The organism is Vreelandella rituensis, from assembly GCF_003336665.1.
GTDB lineage: Bacteria > Pseudomonadota > Gammaproteobacteria > Pseudomonadales > Halomonadaceae > Vreelandella > Vreelandella rituensis.
Genome location: NZ_QPIJ01000025.1, coordinates 1 through 730 on the forward strand (window position 1 = coordinate 1; position 730 = coordinate 730).

Genomic DNA, 730 nt, shown 5'->3' on the forward strand with positions numbered 1-730 from the left:
GACTGATCTGATGGGCCTGGTTATCCGCCAGGCTGGTCAGCCGTTGGTGATCGCGGCGGCAGAAGCCCGGTGGCAACCGGCTTCCGTGCCGGGTTTGCTTCCGTGCCTGACGGCGGATGCGGTTCATCAGTCGATACTCCCGGTCTTTATCCGTGCGCGAGAGAAACCCCCGTGCGTGGACAGTGCCTTGAGCATCGACGACCGCCCAGGTCGCCGCCGTGTTAATGCCAACATCCACCGCGAGCACCCGGTCAGGGGCGCCTTTGGCGGGCTTGGGTGGATCGAACTGTTCGGGCAACGAGAGCAGCCATTGTCGACCGTTAGTGGTCAGTAGCGGGGATTTGGCCTTGCCTTTCCCCCGGAACCGGCATGTTCCCTTGAGCCGAAATCCCATCCAGACCCAATCATTGTGCTGTCGCACCTTGATAAAGGCATGGCTGGCATCGGCATTGATCTTGGCGCACTGGCTCCCGTAAAGGCTCGGAAAGGTCTTGGTGCTGGATGTCAGGCGCGGTGGTTTGGCGTGCAGGTGTTTACGATCACCGCTGCGCCACGCCTCAAACCGTGTCACGAAGGAGCGGACTTGACCGACCGCATCCATGATAGCCACGCGGCGAAGGTACGATGGAAATTTGTAGTAGCGTTCAGCAAAGTACGTGTAGCGTACCTGTGGCCGTTTTTGGGTGGGATGTATCAGCCGTTCTATTACCTCGACCACCGCGTTCCCTTC

At 59.9% G+C, this 730-nt stretch carries 1 pseudogene; it reads right to left on the reverse strand.

The annotated features are described in order from the left end of the window. Positions 1-601 (reverse strand): annotated as a pseudogene (locus tag DU506_RS11215) (IS200/IS605 family accessory protein TnpB-related protein); the annotation flags it as partial. Positions 602-730: the final 129 nt, after the last annotated feature.